Source organism: Pseudomonas sp. AC136, assembly GCF_979258585.1.
This window is the reverse complement of record NZ_OZ409865.1, coordinates 5,347,968-5,368,245: the sequence shown is the minus strand read 5'-3', so window position 1 is coordinate 5,368,245 and position 20,278 is coordinate 5,347,968. Positions and strand designations below refer to the sequence as shown.

Sequence of the window (20,278 nt, the reverse complement as noted above, 5' to 3'; positions counted from 1 at the left end):
TTTCGCCCCGTCCGACTCAATGGCCACGCGCAGGCCATTGCCTTCCAGGTACTCACGGGTGAGCTCGGCCAGACGCTCGTCGTCTTCGACAATAAGGATGTGCCAGGCTTCTTGCTCCACCACTGACTCCTAATAAATGAGGGCGGGACTGCGAAAGGGCGGCATTGTATATCGGCTAAGTCCTGCGTAGGACCTCGCCCTTTCTCGTTCACGGGCGAGCTGGGCCGAACCGCCCGCCGATCAATCCCCTCGCCCCTCGGGGAGAGGGCTAGGGAGAGGGGGGAACGCGCCAGCGCCGCACTCGACCAACCCCACGCATAAAGCCCCTATCCCCTGCAACAAAAAACACAACATATAGTGTTAGCCTCACCACCGCACGATGTAGGACTCGCCCTACAAAACCTGGCATTTCATCAGCGACGAATGGCGTAATCCGGTCAATCCCGCTGATGGTGCGGGCTCAGCGAAGTTACCCCAAAGTAACCCACAGCTTTATCCACAGGTTGTGTGTAACAGTCGCCTTGCAATGCGTCGGTGAGCGCTCTATCTTGTATCCCCATCGCGCCAAACACCTACATGTTGGGTTTTGACCCGTTACCGGACACTAGAAGAATGAAACGCAACGGCCCGTTCGCTGGCCTGCCGCCGGTGGCACTAGCGCTAAGAAATTCACCCAATTGCCGCCTCGGCAGCAGATGGGAAAGCTGGCCGAAATTATGCTCGACGAACGGCCCGCTTCGGTGTAAAGCCTCCAGGCACACACCACTAGGTATTGTGGTTACGTTTTAACCAACGAACGTTGCTTTTTGAGCCAGGGATGAGCTTGAGCAGTACCCCTCAGACCTGTTGAACGCCTTGCTGCCGGCCTCCCCTTACTCGGGCGCGCCAGGCGCAGGGCGATCTGTTTTGTGGCATGTGGTTATTTGAAATACCTGGCTTTGGGCCCTTGGGCTCTAAGACACACGGAATGAACGGCTTCACCAGACAGTGTCCAAAACTTAGATAAATGCAGAACACGGAGACATTCATGCAGACCGACCTCTCTCGCGAGACCCCCCAGGCCGTAGCGCCTCAAGTGCCTGACACCACTCAGGACCTGAACGCCACCGCCCCTGGCCAGCTGCGCGTGATCAAACGTAACGGCACCGTGGTGCCGTATACCGATGACAAAATCACCGTTGCCATCACCAAGGCCTTTCTCGCAGTTGAGGGCGGCACCGCTGCCGCTTCGTCGCGTATTCACGAGACCGTTGCACGCCTGACCGAACAAGTCAGCGCCACCTTCAAGCGCCGCATGCCGTCTGGCGGCACTATCCACATCGAAGAAATTCAGGACCAGGTTGAACTGGCCCTGATGCGTGCCGGCGAGCAGAAAGTGGCCCGCGACTACGTCATCTACCGCGACGCCCGCACCAAAGAGCGCGCCGTACGTGGCAGCAACGAACCGGCACAGCCGCACCCAAGCATTCGCGTGACCCACCCCGACGGCAGCGTGACGCCGCTGGACATGGGCCGACTGAACACCATCGTCACCGAAGCCTGCGAAGGCCTGGCTGAAGTGGACGGCGACCTGATCCAACGCGAAACCCTGAAAAACCTGTACGACGGCGTGGCCCAGAACGACGTCAACACCGCCCTGGTGATGACCGCCCGTACCCTGGTTGAGCGTGAGCCGAACTACTCCTACGTGACCGCCCGCCTGCTGATGGACAACATCCGCGCCGAAGGCCTGGGCTTCCTCGGTGTCGCCACCAGCGCCACCCACCACGAGATGGCCGACCTGTACGCCAAAGCGCTGCCGGCCTACATCGAAAAAGGCGTTGAGTTCGAACTGCTCAACCCCGTGCTGAAAGACTTCGACCTGGAAAAACTGGGCAAAGCTATCAACCACGAGCGCGACCAGCAGTTCACCTACCTGGGCCTGCAAACCCTGTACGACCGCTACTTCATTCACAAAGACGGCATCCGCTTCGAACTGCCGCAAGTGTTCTTCATGCGCGTGGCCATGGGCCTGGCGATTGAAGAGAAGCAGAAAGAAGACCGCGCCATCGAGTTCTACAACTTGCTGTCGTCGTTCGACTACATGAGCTCCACCCCTACCCTGTTCAACGCCGGTACCCTGCGTGCGCAGCTGAGCTCGTGCTACCTGACCACCGTGCCGGACGACCTGGGCGGCATCTACGACGCCATTCGCGACAACGCCCTGCTGAGCAAATTCGCCGGCGGCCTGGGCAACGACTGGACACCGGTTCGCTCGCTGGGCGCCTACATCAAAGGCACCAACGGCAAATCGCAAGGTGTTGTGCCGTTCCTCAAAGTAGTCAACGACACCGCCGTAGCGGTAAACCAGGGCGGCAAGCGCAAAGGCGCGGTGTGTGCCTACCTGGAAACCTGGCACATGGACATCGAAGAGTTCATCGAGCTGCGCAAGAACACCGGTGACGACCGTCGCCGCACCCACGACATGAACACTGCCAACTGGATTCCAGACCTGTTCATGAAGCGCGTCTTCGACGACGGCCCGTGGACCCTGTTCTCGCCAAGCGAAGTGCCAGACCTGCACGACCTCACCGGTAAAGCCTTCGAAGAGCGCTACGAGTACTACGAAGCCCTGACCCAGTACGGCGGCAAAATCAAACTGTTCAAGACCATCCAGGCCAAAGACCTGTGGCGCAAGATGCTCTCCATGCTGTTTGAAACCGGCCACCCATGGCTGACCTTCAAAGACCCATGCAACCTGCGCAGCCCGCAGCAGCACGTGGGCGTGGTTCACAGCTCGAACCTGTGCACCGAAATCACCTTGAACACCAACAAGGACGAAATCGCCGTTTGCAACCTGGGCTCCATCAACCTGCCGAACCACATCGTCGACGGCAAGCTGGACCTGGCCAAACTGCAACGCACCGTGAACACCGCCGTTCGCATGCTCGATAACGTTATCGACATCAACTACTACTCGGTGCCGCAAGCGCGTAACTCGAACTTCAAACACCGCCCGGTCGGCCTTGGCATCATGGGCTTCCAGGACGCGCTGTACCTGCAGCACATTCCATACGGCTCGGACGCTGCCGTGCAGTTCGCCGACAGCTCCATGGAAGCGGTCAGCTACTACGCCATCCAAGCCTCGTGCGACCTGGCCGATGAGCGTGGCGCCTACGAAACCTTCCAGGGCTCGCTGTGGAGCAAAGGCATTCTGCCGCTCGACTCGCAGCAAATCCTGATCGAGCAACGCGGCCAGAAATACATCGACGTCGACCTGGCCGAAAGCCTCGACTGGGCGCCGGTACGTGAGCGCGTACAGAAAGGCATCCGTAACTCCAACATCATGGCCATCGCACCGACCGCCACCATCGCCAACATCACCGGCGTGTCGCAGTCGATCGAACCGACCTACCAGAACCTGTACGTGAAATCGAACCTCTCGGGCGAGTTCACCGTGATCAACCCCTACTTGGTACGCGACCTCAAAGCCCGCGGCCTGTGGGACTCGGTCATGATCAACGACCTCAAGTACTACGACGGTTCGGTGCAACAGATCGAGCGTATTCCGCAAGAACTGAAAGACCTCTACGCCACCGCGTTTGAAGTCGACACCAAGTGGATCGTGGACGCCGCCAGCCGTCGCCAGAAATGGATCGACCAGGCCCAGTCCCTGAACCTCTACATCGCTGGCGCCAGCGGCAAGAAACTGGACGTGACCTACCGCATGGCTTGGTACCGTGGCCTGAAAACCACCTACTACCTCCGTGCCCTGGCCGCCACCAGCACCGAAAAATCCACCATCAACACCGGCAAACTGAACGCCGTGTCGAGCGGTGGTGGCGAAAGCCAAAGCGCGGCACCGGCCCAGTCGGCAGCACCAGCCCCACAAGCCGGCCCAGCACCAGTTCCGAAGGCCTGCGCCATCGACGAGCCGGATTGCGAAGCCTGCCAATAAAGTAGTACCGCGCGAGATACTGGATCCCGGCCTCCGCCGGGATGACGGAGATTTTGAAATTTCCACCGTCATTCCCGCGAAGGCGGTGGTCCGACATTTCGGAATCCAGAATCTCAAGCCAAGCCAAAGAAGGCGGCCCACCCCCGCCCTCCCGGCTACAAACAGCTAGCCCCCTCTCCCCACGGGAGAGGGTTGGGGTGAGGGGAAGCCCCAACACAAATCCCCACCAAACAACCCAACCCAACCCGGCAACCCATCGCCGGGCTGGAATAAAACCAAAAAGTCAGTCCCTGCTTTGCGTGCACAAGCATCGAACTAGACTAGAAACTCACAAAGGCCGCCCGCCCCAGGCGCACGGCCCAAAGCCGGGAGCAAACACATGCTGAGCTGGGATGAATTCGACAAAGAGGACAGCGCCGAAGCCGCTGCCCCGTCCACCAACGCCGCCGTCAACGACATGAGCCTCGACAAGCTCAACCAAGTCGGCGGTAACGCCGCCCTCGAAGCCCGCGCCGTAGACGCCAACGACTCCGACGCCGTGGCCCGCGCCAAATCCGCCCTGAACGACCTGGACATCCAGGAAGGCCTCGACGACCTGGCCGGCACCAGCGCCCGCGTACACGTGGGCGACAAGCAAATGATCAACGCCCGCGCCGACCTCAACCAACTCGTACCCTTCAAATACGACTGGGCCTGGCAGAAATACCTCGACGGCTGCGCCAACCACTGGATGCCGCAAGAAGTAAACATGAACGCCGACATTGCCCTGTGGAAGAGCAACGACGGCCTCAGCGAAGACGAGCGCCGCATCGTCATGCGCAACCTCGGCTTCTTCTCCACCGCCGACAGCCTGGTTGCCAACAACCTGGTACTGGCCGTGTACCGCCTGATCACCAACCCCGAATGCCGCCAGTACATCCTGCGCCAGGCCTTCGAAGAGGCGATTCACACCCACGCCTACCAGTACTGCATCGAATCGCTGGGCATGGACGAAGGCGAGATCTTCAACATGTACCACGAGATCCCATCGGTCGCTAAAAAAGCCAGCTGGGGCCTCAAATACACCCGCTCGATCTCCGACCCGAAATTCGAAACCGGCACCCCGGAAACCGACCGCCAATTCCTGCGCAACCTCATCGCCTACTACTGCGTACTGGAAGGCATCTTCTTCTACTGCGGCTTCACCCAGATTCTCTCCATGGGCCGCCGCAACAAAATGACCGGCACCGCCGAGCAGTTCCAATACATCCTGCGCGACGAAAGCATGCACCTGAACTTCGGCATCGACGTGATCAACCAGATCAAAATCGAAAACCCGAGCCTCTGGGACGCGCAGATGAAAGACGAAGCGACCCAAATGATCCTCCAGGGCACGCAGCTGGAAATCGAATACGCCCGCGACACCATGCCTCGCGGCGTACTCGGCATGAACGCCGCGATGATGGAGGACTACCTCAAATTCATCGCCAACCGTCGCCTGTCGCAGATTGGCTTGAAGGAAGAATACCCAGGGACTACTAACCCGTTCCCGTGGATGAGCGAGATTATGGATTTGAAGAAGGAGAAGAACTTCTTTGAGACCAGAGTGATCGAGTATCAGACTGGGGGGGCGTTGAGCTGGGATTGATGGCTCGCTAACGCTCAAAATCGCTATACCGTGAAAGTTTCTCGCTAAGCGTGAAACGGATGCGCCAAAAAGGGCTGCCATTGGGCAGCCCTTTTTTATTCTCCAAACACTCATGTCCATTTGATACGGAGCTAGTGGACCAATACGAGTTTCGGGCTAACTATGAATCGCCCCGTACTTCGTAGGCACTTGCCTGCTCGCCTCAGTGCCGCTAGCCCCTCAAAAGCTGTAGCAACGCTCTCCAATTGGTAGACTCCTCAGTTTGGTGCCCATGACGCACCAGTCGTGCCTAAAAGGAATTCCTCTTCAATGTCAGCCCTTCAATCCCTGCTCGACACCTATCGATCTACATCTGTCACCGAACGCGAAAAAGGCACCTACTTCGAAGAGCTGATCTGCGCCTACCTGCGCAACGAGGCCACATACAGTGACCTCTATGACAAGGTGTGGATGTACTCAGATTGGGCCAAGGAGGAAGGGCTCGACAGTCGAGACACAGGCATCGACCTGGTGGCACGCACCCAGGGCACAGGCGAGTACCATGCCATCCAGTGCAAGCTGTACGCCGAAGACTACAAAGTCCAGAAGAAGGACATCGACAGCTTCTTCACCGCCTCGGGTAAAGCTCCGTTCACTCACAGGATTATAGTTGCAACCACCAACAACTGGAGCGAACACGCCGAGGACGCATTGCAGGGCCAACACCAGACGATCAATAAGATCGACCTGCAAGCCCTGGAAGAAAGCCAAATCGACTGGGCTAAGTACCAACCCAACCAAGCCGTTGCGCTCAAGGCCAAGAAACAGCTGCGCGATCACCAGCAGACAGCACTAAACGCCACCGCTGCCGGCCTTAATGATGCCGAGCGCGGCAAATTGATCATGGCGTGCGGAACCGGCAAGACCTTCACCAGCCTGAAGATTGCCGAGCGTCTGGCAGGCAAGGGCAAGCGTGTCCTGTTCCTGGTGCCGAGCCTGTCCCTGTTATCGCAGACCCTCACCGAGTGGACACAGGAAAGCGCAACCCCGCTCCATAGCTTTGCCGTTTGCTCTGACAGCGACGTAGGCAAGAAGCGCAAGGCCGATGAAGACACCGTGCAGGTGTTCACTCACGAACTGCGCTACCCAGCCACCACCAAGGCAGATCGCCTCGCCGCCGAAATGCTCAAGCGCCACGATGCCGATCACATGAGTGTGGTCTTCTCCACCTATCACTCCATTGACGTAATCAGTCGCGCCCAGCACGAATACGACCTGGCGGCATTCGACCTGGTGATCTGCGACGAAGCGCATCGCACAACTGGCGCGACCTTCGACGACGATGACGAAAGCACTTTTGTGCGCATCCACGATGCAGACTACATCCGTGCAGCTAAACGCCTGTACATGACGGCCACCCCGCGCATCTACGGCGACAACGCCAAGATCAAGGCCGAGTCCGGTGAAGTCACCCTGTGCTCTATGGATGACGAAGTGCTGTATGGTAAAGAACTGTTTGTCATTAACTTCTCCGAGGCCGTTCAGCGCGGCCTACTCACCGATTACAAGGTTTTGGTACTCACTGTTGAAGAGAGCATTGTCAGTCGTCGGCTTCAGGAACTGCTGAAAGACGAAGACAACCAACTCAAGGTGGACGATGCCGCCAAAATCGTCGGCTGCTGGAAGGCCTTGGCTAAACAAGGGCTAGCAGAAAACCTGGTGGGTGATGATCAGCCCATGAAGCGTGCGGTAGCCTTCTGCCAAGTGATCTCGCCCAACTACAAGGGCACTAAGCACAAGGTCAGCTCGATCAACATCGCTAGCATGTTCAAGTCGGTGGTTGAGGCTTATCAAGAGTCCGAAAACATCGACGAGGCCTCGCGCATCACCTGCGAAGCTTCACACGTCGATGGCGGTATGAATGCCAGCCAGAAAGAAGCCAAGCTCAATTGGTTGAAAGAAGAACCACCTGCCAACACCTGCCGCATTCTCAGCAACGTGCGCTGCCTGTCCGAAGGTGTGGACGTGCCTGCGCTGGACGCTGTGCTCTTCCTGACCCCGCGTAACTCCCAGGTAGACGTGGTGCAGTCTGTAGGCCGAGTGATGCGCAACGCGCCGGGCAAGAAACGCGGCTATGTGGTACTGCCCGTGGTCATTCCGGCCGGTATGGAGCCGCACGAAGCACTCAACGACAACCAGACCTACAAGGTCGTTTGGCAGGTACTCCAGGCCCTGCGCTCGCATGACGACAGCTTCGACGCCATGGTCAACAAGCTTGATCTGATCGGCTCAGACCCCCGCAAGATGGAAGTTATAGCCATCACCGACAAGGCCGATAAGAAGGCGAAGAAAACCAGTGGCACGGGCAATGGTCAGGCCGGCAAAGGCCAATACGGCATCGGCGATAAGCGCCCGAGGCACGATGCAGAAGGCCAGATGACTCAGCAGGCCGAGCTAACTTACGAAGTGGGTGAAATCGAAAAGGCCATCTACGCCAAAATCGTCGAGAAGTGCGGCAATCGCCATCATTGGGAAGACTGGGCCAATGACATCGCCAAGATCGCCCGCACCCACATCGACCGCATTCAAGGAATCTTAGAGAACTCTGCCAATATCCAGGAAAAAGCCGCCTTCAACGCCTTCGCTGCCGAACTGCGCGACGACCTTAACGATAGCATCAGCGATGGCGAGATCGTCGAAATGCTCGCCCAGCACCTGGTAACCAAGCCGGTATTCGATGCGCTGTTCGATGAATACAGCTTCGCAAGTCACAACCCTATGTCCAAAGCGATGCAGGGCGTGCTGGATGCCCTCCATGAGCACCACCTGGCCAAGGAAGCGGACACCCTGGATAAGTTCTATGCCAGCGTGCGTCAACGCGCTGCCGGCATCAACAACGCTCAGGGCAAGCAGAAAATCATCGTCGAGCTGTACGAAAAGTTCTTCCGCAACGCATTCCCTAAGATGACTGAGCGCCTGGGCATCGTTTACACCCCTGTCGAGGTAGTTGATTTCATCCTTCACAGCGTCAATCACTTGCTGCAACAGGAGTTCAATCAGACCCTGGGTAGCAAAGGCGTACACATCATCGACCCGTTCACCGGCACCGGAACTTTCATCACCCGCTTGATCCAGTCAGGCCTGATCAAACCTGAAGAGCTGCCGCACAAGTACAAACACGAGATCCATGCGAACGAACTGGTACTACTGGCCTACTACATCGCCGCCATCAATATCGAAGCCGCCTACCACGGCGAAGTGATCGACGAGTACACCCCATTTGAAGGCATCTGCCTGACCGACACATTCCAGATGTATGAAAAAGACGATCTGGTAGACGCATTGCTTGTGGATAACAGCGCCCGACGCAAGAGGCAAAAGGCGCTAGACATTAGGGTGATCGTAGGCAACCCGCCATATTCAATTGGCCAGGGCAGCCAAAACGATAACAACCAAAATGTTAGTTACCCTGCGTTGGATAAACGCATCGAAGAATCCTACGTTGCCCGTTCCGAAGCAACCTTGTCCAAAGGGCTTTACGACAGCTACATACGAGCGATTCGTTGGGCTAGCGACCGCATCGGCAATGCGGGAGTGATCGGCTTTGTGACAAATGCTGGATTTGTTGAGGCCAATACCGCAGACGGCCTGAGAAAATGCCTGGCGGGTGAATTCTCCAGCCTCTATGTTTTCCACTTGCGGGGCAATCAGCGCACCAGCGGCGAAACATCGCGCAAGGAAGGAGGGAAGATTTTCGGTAGCGGTAGTCGTGCCCCTATTGCCATATCGATACTGGTCAAGAACCCAGAAGCCCACAAGCACGGGCAGATTCATTTCCACGATATTGGTGACTATCTCAGCCGTGAGGAGAAGCTGGAAAAAATTTCCGGGTATGCCAGCGTGGCCGGCATTGACCAGTGGCAACAGATTACTCCAGATGAGCACGGGGACTGGTTAAAGCAGCGTGACAATAGCTTTAGCCAATTCATGGTACTAGGTGACAAGAAGAGCGACGCGCCAAAACTGTTCGAAAATTTCTCGCTAGGGATCGTAACCAACCGCGATGCTTGGGCTTACAACGCTAGTAAGGAAAAACTTGCCGACAACATGACCAGCATGATCGACTTTTACAATGCCGAAGTCGTGCGCTTCAACGCTACCCATCCAGGTGCAGATAGCAAATTAAGGCAGGAGCGAGTGGGCGGCTTTATTAACACAGACCCCACTCGGATCAGCTGGACGGTCAATCTTAAACAAGAGCTAATAAGAAACCGGCAACACACATTCGAACCGGAACACATGGTACCCAGCCTATACCGACCATTTGCAAAGCAATGGCTCTATTTCAATCGAGTATTCAACGAGCGTGTTTTACAGATGCCGCGTATTTTCCCTGATGCGGCCAAGAAGAATCTAGTGATCTGTGTCCCATCTTCCGGGGGGACAGTCGCCTTCTCTACATTCATTTTTTCTTTCATTCCCGGCTTGAAGATCATGGGCGATGGTGGAACGCAATGCTTCCCCCTGTATCTATACGATGAAACCTCTCAGGAGGACGCGCACGACCTATTTGCGAATCAGCCGGCTAATGGTCTACATCGTCGATATGCCATCACTGATGAGGGACTGGAACATTTCATGTCGGCTTATCCTGGCGAAGAGATAAGCAAAGAAGACTTGTTCTACTACGTCTACGGCATTCTCCATTCCTCAGATTATCGAGAACGTTATGCTGACAACTTGGGCAAAGAGCTTCCGCGTATTCCAGCAGTAAAGACAGTCGCCGCTTTTTGGGCCTTCAGCAAAGCAGGCCGCGCCTTAGCCGAGCTGCATTTGAACTACGAATCTCTCCAGCCATATCCGCTAACTATCGAGGGCAAAGGCGCGCTCACCAACGCTGACTACCGCGTGGAAAAAATGAAATTCGCAAAAAAGGGAGATAAGACAGCCGTCATCTACAACAACAGAATCACACTTAAAGACATCCCTACGGCGGCATGGGAGTACGAGGTAAACGGGAAGTCCGCGCTGGACTGGGTAATGGATCGACAGAGTGTGAGAACCGACAAGGCCAGCGGCATTGTCAACGACGCCAACGACTGGGCTATCGAAACAATGAGCAATCCCAAATACCCGATGGAGCTGTTCCTTCGCGTGGTCACCCTCAGCCTAGAAACCGTCAAAATCGTTAGGGCACTCCCCCCCCTCGATCTCGCCTAGCGGTGGATGAAGACATGGTCTCTTCTAGCGCAGGCCATGTCGATCGAGGTTAACGCATCAACAATTCCTTGGTCTGTTTCACGACCAAACTCGTAGCGCTCATCCTCATGAGTGCCCGAGTTCAGATACGACCACTCCTTAGAGGCCCAATTAATACCTAGTAGCTGAGTTAGTGCAGCGAGTACGCGCGGCCGTCCCAACAGGAACCAGCTCGTGTAGTTTCTGGAAAATGATATTGGTCAGGCGTTTGATATCATCCTCAGGGGCCTGCCCAGCCAGCCAAGTTATAAAGCGCTCGTATTCCTTTAACACAGAGGAAATGACTCCCTGGTCCCCCGACACCTTCATCTTGAGCTGTCGCTTCAAGCGCATTGGAGCTGTAAACGAGAGCGCTAAAATTATTACTTAAGCACCCTTGTTCACACCAAAAGCGTGGCGCAGTGCCACCACTTCCGTTAAGTTAATTTTGTAATTTCGACTTAGTGCTGGGTAGCAGCACAACGAGCGGACAAGTCGCACGGCAGGGAGCTGAGACCCGTGATTGAGCCAGATCTGTTTGATGAAAACGGCATCCTTGCAGTTCCAAAATGCCTGGAGTTGTCAGGTGCCGTGTTGGGAAACCCGATCCTAGGCTATAGGCATCTCGCCTATGCGAAGAAAGTGCGAATAACCCCCTACCTCAATCGAGGGCTCCATGGATTTCTTGCGCAAGATGACACTGGCTGCATTTTCATTTCTCCCCGCTCGACGGCTCTGACAGGCCCCGCTGACACAAGCCTACTGATGCGGGACGTCGTAGAGCCTAAAGACTGCCTCGACGCTGAGCGGCAAAACGCAGCAACTTGGATCAACCCGCGTCCGATCAACACAAAGAATGAATCCATGGAGGACAGTGAGGCTCGGTGCACAGAGATCCTGAACAGCTGGGGGAGTAGCTTCGAGTTTCGACAAGAGAATCGCGACGCAGGCAAGAAAGGATTACGGCGTCCTCAGATTGGCGCACTGTATGCCGCCCTTGCTCATTGGAGTACCACAGAAGCACCGGCAACTATCGTTATGCCCACGGGAACTGGCAAAACAGAAACAATGCTGGCTCTTTTAGTAAGTGCTCAGCTCCCACGTCTTCTGGTCGTTGTACCCAACTCAGCGCTTCGGGATCAAATTGCCCTCAAGTTCACTACTTTAGGAAAGCTGGTGGAATGTGGCTGTGTACCGCAAACGATCAGGCCTCCAGTCGTGGCGAAGCTTCTTCATCGCCCCAAGACATCAGAGGAGGTAGATCTAGTCTTCCGGCGTGCAAACGTCATAGTCACGAGTATGAGTGTGGCTGGGCAGTGCGAGCCAGAAGTACAGGAGCGGATGGCCGAGTTATGCTCGCATCTGTTCATTGATGAGGCCCATCACATTGCAGCCCGAACATGGAGCGAATTCAAGCGTCAGTTCGAGAGCAAAAAACCTATTCTTCAATTCACCGCAACTCCTTTTAGAACCGACGGGAAACGTGTCGACGGGCGCTTCATCTATTCTTATCCGTTGTCTCGCGCTCAGAGTGAAGGCTACTTTCGACCGGTCAAGCTGTTGTCCGTTGAGGAATACACCACCGGCGAAGCAGATTTGGCCATTGCGCGACGTGCCGTCGGGCAGCTCAATACTGATCTACATCTAGGGTTTGATCATCTGCTCATGGCTAGAACAGATGATATCAGCCGGGCTGCGAATATCGAGGCGATCTATCGCAGGGAATTTCCTGCGTACGCGCCCGTGGTCATTCATAGCAAACTGTCCCGCCAGGAACGAGACACCCGCCTGAAAGCCCTATTACAACGGCAGAGCCGTATCCTCATCTGCGTTGATATGTTCGGTGAAGGATTTGATCTACCCCAACTTAAGATCGCAGCCCTACATGATCGTCACAAAAGCCTCGCAATCACGCTTCAATTCGTCGGGCGCTTTACGCGGGACTATCCCCAGAATGTCGGTAATGCCCATGTCGTTGCCAACGTTGCAGACGACGTCACCAGCAATGCACTCCGCAACCTTTACGCTGAGGATGCCGACTGGAACTTCTTACTAAAAATGCTCAGTGAAGCAACCACAGGGAGAGCCCAGAAGCGTAATGAAATGTTGGAAGGGTTTACTGGCAGCCTACACGACATTCCTTTGCAGACTCTATTTCCTAGGATGAGCGCGGTTATCTATCGTACGGCCTGCGACCAGTGGGATCCGCTTAAAGTGATTGATGAAGTACAGGGTACCCGGCTCCATGCCGGCCCGGTGGTTAACCCCGATAGCAACGTCGCAATCTTTATCACCCGTGACGAGGAGCCTGTGCGCTGGGGTGAGGTAAAGCAAATTCAGAACGTCGAATGGAACTTGCATGTACTTCATTGGAGCGATGAGAGGAAACTCTTGTTTATAAATAGTTCGAGTAAAGACTTCCACGAAAAAATTGCTGAGGCTGTATGCGGCGAGACTGAACGGATCGCGGGCAAAGACATTTTCAGAGTCTTGGGCGGGGTGAATAGGTTACTACTCAGCAACCTAGGGGTCAGTCACGCCTTCGGAAAAAACATCCGATACACCATGTTCATGGGATCTGACATTGCTGCCGGACTTGGTATGGCGTCGCTATCTAACCGAAAAATGTCGAATGTATTTGGACTTGGCTATGAGGATGGAGACCGAACCACCATTGGGTGCTCGTTCAAAGGCCGTATTTGGTCTCACAAAACAGCTTACGATTTATCCGAATGGGTGGACTGGTGTGCCCACATCGGGTCCAAACTGTTGGATGCATCAATCGAAATCGATGCAATTTTCAACCGTCTTATAAAAGCGCGCCGGCTCTCTGATCGCCCCGAATTGGCACCTATAATGATCGTCTGGCCAGAAGACTTTCAAGCCGAACCTGAAGACCGCCTAGACATCGAGATTGGTGACTCTAAAGCTCCACTCTTCGATTGTAATCTGAGCCTGTCTAACCACTCGGATAAAGGGCCTCTGTCATTCAAAATTGAAACAGATCATGCCAGCGCGGAATTCCGATACATATTTTCTGACGATAGGGCAGTTATTGAACAAGTTAGTGGCGGTGAAGCTTTCGCCACCATGAGGAATAAGCGCAAGACCTTGGCCGAGTGGTTCAATGAAGACCCTCCAATCATTCACTTTTCCACTGGGGACTTCCTGGTCTTTAACGAGTTGTTCGAGTTACCCAAGGGCACTGAGCGAAACAGCTTTGATTTGAGCAAAATTACGGCTTGGAGCTGGGCTGATGTCGACTTGAAAATTGAATCTCAAGGACCAGAGAAGAAGGCCTTTTCGATTCAGCGGCGCGTCATCGAGTCAACGCTCGCAGACCCATATGATTTTGATCTGATTTTTGATGGCGATGGCAAAGGAGAGGTAGCAGACGTACTGGCCTTGAAAAAGCTGGACGAAAAAATTGTGGTGCGTCTTTTCCACTGTAAATATTCAAGTTCTGAAAAGCCTGGCGCTCGAATTGACGACTTCTATGAAGTCTGTGGTCAGGCGCAAAAAAGCGTGCAGTGGAGAGAGAATCCTCGACGCATGCTTAAACATCTGATGCACCAAGAAGACAATCGTGTGCAGGCCGGAAAGCCTAGTCGTATAGAGCGTGGCACGCGGGGACAGTTGCAAAAACTGTTCAATATTGCCCGAACAATGGCATTCGAATACGAAGTGGTAATTGTCCAGCCTGGCCTAAAGCTGTCGCATATTGCACCTGCATTCTTGGACGTGCTAGGAGCAACAGAGACGTTCCTGAAAGAGACCTTCGCCATTCCGCTGAGCGTAATTGTCCATGAATAACCCCCACCGCACCTTGCTAAAAGCTCGGTCGCTAGCAGATGAGAGCATTGCGTCTGAGACTCACGCCATCCTATCCAACGCGTAGCTAGCTACGCGTAAGAAAGGTAATAACTTCCCTTGTTTAGGCAGAGTCGCGGGCTACCGTTTCGCTTCCAGTTTATGCTAGCCTGAAAACGCTTTGGATAAAGATCCAAAGGTGCATTACAAGCTGTCAAGCCCCAAGGCGGCATCCCAGGTGTAACAACCAAAGGTGACCAGCAATGCGGCCAGCAGCCCTCGGATACTTAGCTTCATAGGTACTCCAAGTGTAACGCTGACATTATACGTCGATCCTAGCAATCGCGGCGAAATCGGTAGGGGTGACCGTACCTGATTGGATGATGTGAGGAGCATTAGGGTTTATCCGGCCAGGTGGCTTGAGGATTGCCGCCATCCTAAGCCTGGCCGGTTGGCTCGAAACAAGGATATGTTTTCATGGCGCTTGATTGGTACAAGTCTCGGGGTTATCTGCACTTTGATCGTCCGATCAACCAGGCTGCGGCGTTAGAGATCGTATCAAGCCCTAAGACTGTTTCTAAACATGCCTTTTACCCGTTCATTCGTTATGTCGCGCAAACACAGAAAGTGTTCTTCGACAAAAGCATTGGGAAAGTCGCCAAAAAAGCCCCAAAGGAACGGCCAATTTCCTACGCCGCGCACGTCGACAGCCACATTTATTCGTACTACTGCGAACTGCTGAATCGGGCCTACGAGGACCACCTGGGGATGGTGCCGTGGTCCTCCGCCATTTTGGCATTCAGAGCACTCAAGAAAAGCAATATCGATTTTGCTCGCGATGCGTTCCTGGATATCGCCACGCGAGACTCTTGCTGCGTCATCGCCATCGACATCAAGGGCTTCTTTGACAACCTAGACCATGCGCACCTGAAAACTGCCTGGCAGGTACTGCTAGGCAGCAGCCAGTTGCCCGACGATCACTACGCGGTGTATCGATCCCTCACCAAGTATTCGTTCGTCTACAGGGATCAAGTCTACGAAGCGCTTGGGCTCTCCAAGAACAACCCCAAGCACGGTCGTAAGCGGGTTTGCGAACCACACGAGTTCCGTGCCAAGGTGCGTGATGGCGACCTGATCGAAACCAACAAAGACAAGAAAGGTATCCCTCAAGGCTCCCCTATCAGCGCCATGCTGTCCAACGTGTACATGATGGGCTTCGATGAGCAGATCCACGCGTATGTCCAATCCTGCGGTGGCGCTTACTACAGGTACTGCGATGATGTGCTGCTGATAGTCCCGCTGGAGAAGGAAGCGGAGGCCAAGGCCCTAGTCGACCTACAGGTCAATAAAATCGGCCTTGAAATCCAGGCCGCCAAAACAGAGACGTGTAAGTTCACGCGGTCGGCCAGGGGCTTGAGGTCCGACCGACCGCTGCAATATCTGGGCTTTATCTTCGATGGGGCCAACATTTACCTGCGCTCATCCTCATTGTCTCGCTACCAAGATCGCGTAAACAGGGGCATCGGGCTGGCGGGAAAATGCATGGACAAGGTCAATGCCAAACGGATTGCCAGAGGGCAGTTGCCCCGCTCGATGTTCCTGAAGAAGCTATATAAGCGCTACTCCTACCTGGGCCGGAGAAACTTCATCTCCTATGGCTACCGGGCCGCCAGGATCATGGACTCCCCTTCGATCAAGAAGCAGCTCAAGCCGCACTGGCACAGACTGCGCGAACGCATTTCTGCCGCCCAAGGCGAATGACTGCCCCTTGAAGGATTGAGAGAGCGAAACATGGCGATGAAATTTGGCCGCGCATTTTGCGCAGAACGCGAAGAATTGCTGTCCCCCTATAGGGCGCGCGAATTGTTCACCGACGAAGTCGGCGAGCACTATGCACAAGAACTGACCTTTCTCTGCGAGGACCAGCACTGCCGTGCTCTACTCACTCCCGTCGGCATCTACATGGCGCGCAAATCCAAACGGGCGCTGCACTTTCGCACCAAGGTTGAGCATGCGCCGAACTGTGGTTTTTTGCAGCCGGGCACGGCGGGCGGTATCACCCGCTCTCCGATTGAACAGGAAGACGACTACAAACCCAGCATCTTTCCGACCGAACTAAAGCTGACGCCTCCAACACGCAAAGGGAATGGCGGCGGCGCAACCACGACCAGTGGGAGTGATGACGAGGCCTTCGGCGGCGGGTCGGAACCCTCAAGCGGTGGCAATAGACGAAAAACCAGCACCCGGACACGCTATCTGGACTTGGTGGTGGATTGCTATCTGTCCGATGATGACGCCAGCAAAAACCAGCCTTTTACTATCGCGGATAAGACCAAGGTCTTCGCACGCTTCTTCAAGAAGATCCAGTACTTCCAGGATGAAACCGGACTGATCTACCACGGCCGGATTGATGGATTGAGGCTGTACACTGGCAAAGGCGTGGGCCTGCGTTTTGCTGAGTCCGTGTGGGTGGACAAGAAGCGATACCGTGTCTGGGCGCATGTGCCGCAGGAGCGCATCGACGAGTCCCGACGCCGCAAAGCCTTCCTTACGGAAATGGATGAGTTGGAGAAAGCCGTCAAAGCAGGGGAACAGGTGCATGCCTTCTTTGTTGGTGCCTATCCGGTCAAAAGTACGGTGGAGCAGAAAGACGGCAGCCAGTTTGAGGTGTACCGAGCCGAGCTGCTGAGCATCGATCATCTCTCGCTGGTATTTGCCGAACCCAACCGAAGCTAAAACTCCACGCTCAAACTGCGGATGCCCACCGTCTCGCAAAACCGCCCCAGCGCGGTAAGGCTCGCCCACGTCCTGACCGGCTCCCGGCGCGAACGCACCGGTAACCAAAATCGACCCAGCCGCGTGCTCAAACTCCAACCCTCGCCACCCGGCCCGCGCGTCGCCCTAAACTCCCGCGCCGCCCTGCTCTCGATCAGCGCCACCAGCGTGTCCTGTTCAACAGCCTTCTTCATTTTTTCTAGCCCCAACCGCCCGCTCTCAAACAGATCAGGCTAGTGGGCAATAGAGGTGTAAACCAGCTGGCCTACTTCCGGTCGACCAGCGACCGGGGTCGTGGTCACCAGTCCAAGTTGGGACTCTCGCCAGACATGGGTGAAAAGAGGGGGTCGATTGACCATAAGGCCAAAATACGCGCAGCGCTGCTGCTGCCAATGCATGCCCCGAGTGACGCCGCGCGTCACACACGCCAGAATGCACAGAAAAAAGGGAATGCCATGAAATCCGAAACGCTCACCGTGCGCCAGATTTTCCAGGACCGGCGCCAGTACTGTGTACCGTTCTACCAGCGCGCCTATGTGTGGACGCAGCGGAATCAATGGACCGCCTTGTGGCAGGACATCCAGGAGAAAGCCCAGGCACGGGTCTCGGGCATGAACATCACGCCGCACTTCCTGGGTGCAGTGGTCCTGGAGCCTCAAGCCAAAGAAGGGTTGATGGGCGTGGACACCTTGCACATCATCGATGGCCAGCAACGTTTGACCACGCTCCAGTACGTGTTGGCCTCGCTCCTGCTTGCCTTGCGTGCCACCGGCATCCCAGCCTTTGAGCCCAGCGTGATCGGCTGCATGCAGAACAACAACGAAGAAACGATGCGCGACCCGAAGATGGAGCGCTACAAGCTGTGGCCGACCTTCCGTGACCGTCCCCACTTCATCAAAACGCTAGGCATCGAGCGCCTGGAGGATTTCCGCAGCGAATATCCGGCCCACTTCACTCAGCACGGCAGCCTGCGCAAGCACCATGATCATCCGCCATCACTGGCCGCGATCTGGTTCTTTGCCCATGAATTCACCCAATGGATTCGCTCAGGCAACGAGCTGGCCTCCGCGTATGCGGAAAGCCTCATCATGGCGGTCCTGCAAGACCTAAAGCTGGTCAGCATTTCGCTGGAAGTTGAAGACGATGCCCAGGTGATTTTTGAAACACTCAACGGACGTGGCGCGGAGCTGCATGCCACGGACTTGATCCGCAACTACATCTTCATGCGCGCCGACCAAGACAAGGTGGACGCCAAAGCGCTCTACGACACCCAGTGGATACCGTTCGAAGACGAATACTGGTCCACCAAGCAGCGACGTGGGCGCATTAACAAACCGCGCCTAGAGTGGCTGATCCATGCCACATTGCAAGCCGAAATGGGTAGCGAGGTGGATCTCTCCCGTTTGTACAACGAATACCGCCGCTACGCTGCCGACAACCCACCTAAAAGCGCCGACAGTCAACTGGCGACCCTGACCCAATACGCGGAGCACTATCGCGAATTGATCAGCATGTCCGGCTCGACCCTCATCGCTCGTCTGGGGCGCCGTATCGCTGCGTATGACGTCACGACGCTGTATCCCCTGGCCTTACTGATTTCGACAGCGAATGCGTCCGAGGACGACAAGGCCCGCATGTTCAGCGACCTCGTGTCCTATGTAGTGCGCCGCGCCGTATGCGGGCTCACGCCCAAAAACTACAACAACATATTCCTCACTTTATTACGCCACCTAGCCAAGACAGGCATCTCAAGCGGGTCACTCCGAGACTACCTGGGCACACTCAAGGGTGATGCCTCCCGGTGGCCGGATGACGCAGAGTTCCGCAATGCCTGCGTCAGCGCCCCCCTTTATCCAGGCCGGCTCGATGCAGCAAAAATGCGGTCAGTGCTGACTGAACTTGAAGGCAGTCTAAGATTCTCAGTCAAAAGCGAGGAGCCTGAGTTGCCGAACCTATCCGCCCTCGATATCGACCACATTCTGCCGCGCAGCTGGCACACCCATTGGCCGTTAAAAGACGGCAGCACGGCAGCAGACACCGACGAGTCGGATATTCAAACGGCCGTGCGCGCCGGCGGTACACTTACACCTTGGCAACAACTGATTCGGGACCGACTTGAGAGTATTTCAACGCTAGGAAACTTGACGCTCTTAAATCTAAGCGTGAACAGGTCAGCCCAGCACTGCGACTTTTTGGTAAAACGAGAAAAACTAATTGCCAATACTATCCTACGCCTCAACGTACCTCTTATTGCCAAGATGGAGTGGCATGAGGCTGAGATTTCGAACCGGGGCAATTTGCTAGCTGCTGAAGCTTTGAAGGTCTGGTCAAAAAATACTTAAGCATCGAACGTAACTATGGATCCCAGGCGTGGAAAGTGGCCGCTAATGCAAGCTTGCTAAATACGAAGACGACATCAACTAAAATGTTACTGGCTCGTGCTTACTAAACCGCCCTGTTGACTCGGCGAGGCAACGACCGTCCGAGCAGCACCCTATTGCCATCGGCCAGCTGATAGATGCGCTGGCCGACGTGCCTCCTCGACACATAGGAGCCAAAACCCGCTGGACACAAGAGTGCGCCTGGTTTCAAGGTGAATACATATCGGTTTTTCGGAGAAATTTTTCTCAGAATTTTTGGTCGTGGGACGCCAATCAAGGACTGGCAGAGCCGGCCAGTTCGCAATAGAATCAGGGTGCCACTACTTAGCGCAAGGAAAGCCAATGTCAACGCAAACCCAAGCTCCTAGCACTGAAACTTCGCAGCAAATGTTGCGGGAAGCCTTAGTTCGAGGAACCGTTGAGAATCCAGCCTTACAGCGGTTGAAAGTGCGTATTCTCACTGAAACCAAGCCAAGCGAAGTTATTACAAGCTTCGACCGTATGCACCACCGCCATAACCGCTCCTAAGCT

Annotated in this window: 9 protein-coding genes and 1 pseudogene; 8 read left to right on the top strand and 2 right to left on the bottom strand. The window is 55.2% G+C overall.

The annotated features are described in order from the left end of the window. A pseudogene (locus ACZZZU_RS24090) lies at positions 1–120 on the bottom strand (DNA-binding response regulator); the annotation flags it as partial. 907 nt (positions 121–1,027) lie between these two features. On the opposite strand from ACZZZU_RS24090, the gene ACZZZU_RS24085 reads away from it, so the two are divergent. The 6 genes from ACZZZU_RS24085 (at position 1,028) to ACZZZU_RS24060 (ending at position 17,327) form a co-directional block, all read left to right on the top strand. Beyond that, a complete protein-coding gene (locus ACZZZU_RS24085) occupies positions 1,028–3,937 on the top strand; it encodes a ribonucleoside-diphosphate reductase subunit alpha (protein WP_463552079.1) in 2,910 nt (969 codons plus the stop codon). 379 nt (positions 3,938–4,316) lie between these two features. Then, the gene (locus ACZZZU_RS24080) at positions 4,317–5,564 is read left to right on the top strand and encodes a ribonucleotide-diphosphate reductase subunit beta (RefSeq protein WP_122450433.1); all 1,248 of its coding nucleotides are present in this window, start codon (positions 4,317–4,319) and stop codon (positions 5,562–5,564) included. 309 nt (positions 5,565–5,873) lie between these two features. Then, complete coding sequence (locus ACZZZU_RS24075; RefSeq protein WP_463552078.1) at positions 5,874–10,763, top strand: DEAD/DEAH box helicase; 4,890 nt, start codon at positions 5,874–5,876, stop codon at positions 10,761–10,763. A 537-nt stretch (positions 10,764–11,300) separates the two neighbouring features. Further along, positions 11,301–14,594 (top strand): DEAD/DEAH box helicase, encoded by a 3,294-nt coding sequence (locus ACZZZU_RS24070; RefSeq protein WP_463552077.1) that lies wholly within the window; start codon positions 11,301–11,303, stop codon positions 14,592–14,594. A 474-nt stretch (positions 14,595–15,068) separates the two neighbouring features. Next, complete coding sequence (drt2, locus tag ACZZZU_RS24065; RefSeq protein ID WP_463552076.1) at positions 15,069–16,352, top strand: antiviral reverse transcriptase Drt2; 1,284 nt, start codon at positions 15,069–15,071, stop codon at positions 16,350–16,352. 30 nt (positions 16,353–16,382) lie between these two features. After that, positions 16,383–17,327, top strand: coding sequence for a hypothetical protein (locus ACZZZU_RS24060; RefSeq protein WP_463552075.1), 945 nt, complete (start codon positions 16,383–16,385; stop codon positions 17,325–17,327). Here the strand turns inward: ACZZZU_RS24060 and ACZZZU_RS24055 are convergent. Further along, entirely contained in the window at positions 17,324–17,560 is a 237-nt protein-coding gene (locus ACZZZU_RS24055) for a hypothetical protein (protein ID WP_463552074.1), read from the bottom strand. The genes ACZZZU_RS24060 and ACZZZU_RS24055 overlap by 4 nt on opposite strands. A gap of 261 nt (positions 17,561–17,821) precedes the next feature. Here ACZZZU_RS24055 and ACZZZU_RS24050 point away from each other — a divergent pair, with 261 nt between their 5' ends. Beyond that, complete coding sequence (locus tag ACZZZU_RS24050) at positions 17,822–19,708, top strand: DUF262 domain-containing protein (RefSeq protein ID WP_463552073.1); 1,887 nt, start codon at positions 17,822–17,824, stop codon at positions 19,706–19,708. A gap of 381 nt (positions 19,709–20,089) precedes the next feature. Continuing rightward, positions 20,090–20,275 (top strand): YhhA family cyclophane-containing RiPP, encoded by a 186-nt coding sequence (gene yhhA, locus ACZZZU_RS24045; RefSeq protein WP_463552072.1) that lies wholly within the window; start codon positions 20,090–20,092, stop codon positions 20,273–20,275. Positions 20,276–20,278: the final 3 nt, after the last annotated feature.

Excerpts from the sequence above, each read along its gene's own strand:
- drt2 (WP_463552076.1), top strand. The coding sequence starts at position 15,069 with ATGGCGCTTGATTGGTACAAGTCTCGGGGTTATCTGCACTTTGATCGT.
- ACZZZU_RS24080 (WP_122450433.1), top strand. The coding sequence starts at position 4,317 with ATGCTGAGCTGGGATGAATTCGACAAAGAGGACAGCGCCGAAGCCGCT.
- ACZZZU_RS24055 (WP_463552074.1), bottom strand. The coding sequence starts at position 17,560 with ATGAAGAAGGCTGTTGAACAGGACACGCTGGTGGCGCTGATCGAGAGC.
- ACZZZU_RS24060 (WP_463552075.1), top strand. The coding sequence starts at position 16,383 with ATGGCGATGAAATTTGGCCGCGCATTTTGCGCAGAACGCGAAGAATTG.
- yhhA (WP_463552072.1), top strand. The coding sequence starts at position 20,090 with ATGTCAACGCAAACCCAAGCTCCTAGCACTGAAACTTCGCAGCAAATG.
- ACZZZU_RS24050 (WP_463552073.1), top strand. The coding sequence starts at position 17,822 with ATGAAATCCGAAACGCTCACCGTGCGCCAGATTTTCCAGGACCGGCGC.
- ACZZZU_RS24075 (WP_463552078.1), top strand. The coding sequence starts at position 5,874 with ATGTCAGCCCTTCAATCCCTGCTCGACACCTATCGATCTACATCTGTC.
- ACZZZU_RS24085 (WP_463552079.1), top strand. The coding sequence starts at position 1,028 with ATGCAGACCGACCTCTCTCGCGAGACCCCCCAGGCCGTAGCGCCTCAA.